Raw genomic sequence first — 1120 nt, 5'->3', positions numbered from 1 at the left:
GACGAATTGTCAAATCAAGCGCAACTTTGTCCCGAAGAAAACTTCAAATGGACTCTTCCAGCCTAAGACCTTACGTGGTCGGTGATTTAAATCCCTGACAAACTTGTCGATATCTTGATCAGTCAGTTGGTCTAGGTCGGTTCCTTTGGGGAAATACTCACGGATAAGTCCGTTGGTATTCTCATTGGTTCCCCGTTGCTGAGGCGCATGAGGATCTGGGAAATAGACTGGGATACTTAGCTCTTGACTAACTTCGCGGTATCCTGCGAATTCAGTTCCACGATCCGGCGTAAGCGTCCGAACTCGTTTGGGCGTCACGGTATGCAAGAGGTCAATCATCGCTTGTGTGACGTTCTTGGCGTTTACTTTGGGAACCCGCTGAGATAATAAATACCGAGATTTGCGGTCCACCAAGGTTACCAGGGCCGAACGCCCGGTTTTACCGCGAACGGTATCACTTTCCCAATGACCAAACCAGCTTCGATTCTCACATGAAACAGGTCGTTCATGAACGGAAGGGACGTCGTTAAATCGTCCCCGACGTTCCTTAATGGTTCCCTTGACCTTTCGGGTTTTACCACGGTGACGGAGCTTACGGGCAAAGCCATGAGCCTCGTGATTCTTACGTTTGATGCCTAAATTATCACGTTCAATCCCACGATAAATGGTGTTATAACTGACATGCCATTCACTGTTTTCGTGGACTAAACGACCGGAAATTTGTTCCGGGGACCACTGACGTTGAACAATACAGTGAAAAACAAAATCCCGTAACTTCAAATCAGTTAGAAGCCTAGGACGTCGGCTTTTTAGCCGCCGTCCCTGATAGTTCTCTTGGGCTTTGACGGCCGAGTATGCCTTACGACCACCATTGCGCTTGATTTCGCGCGATACGGTGGCTTTGGAACACCCAATTTTCTCCGCAATAACTTGATAGGTATCGTTTAAAGTGACGCCCAACAGTATGCATTCTCGGTCTTTTAAGGTAAGATGGTTGTACGGACTCATAGCCTAGGATCTCCTTTAGATGATTGTTGTGGTGACTTCATTTTATAGGACTCAGGCTATGAGTTCTTTTTTATTTTTTTCTTACTTGTTGCACTTCAATTGTAAATTCGTC

At 46.3% G+C, this 1120-nt stretch carries 1 protein-coding gene; it reads right to left on the bottom strand.

Annotated features, from left to right (window positions below):
- Nucleotides 1-9 precede the first annotated feature (9 nt).
- Nucleotides 10-1008 (bottom strand): IS30 family transposase, encoded by a 999-nt coding sequence (locus ACOV1R_RS16045; protein WP_054518983.1) that lies wholly within the window; start codon nt 1006-1008, stop codon nt 10-12.
- Nucleotides 1009-1120 lie beyond the last annotated feature (112 nt).

Source organism: Lactiplantibacillus sp. YT640 (genome assembly GCF_049745435.1).
GTDB classification, from domain to species: Bacteria; Bacillota; Bacilli; order Lactobacillales; family Lactobacillaceae; genus Lactiplantibacillus; species Lactiplantibacillus plantarum.
The sequence above is the reverse complement of the archived record's forward strand: the minus strand, read 5'-3'. Positions and strand labels throughout refer to the sequence as shown.

Excerpts from the sequence above, each read along its gene's own strand:
- ACOV1R_RS16045 (WP_054518983.1), bottom strand. The coding sequence starts at position 1,008 with ATGAGTCCGTACAACCATCTTACCTTAAAAGACCGAGAATGCATACTG.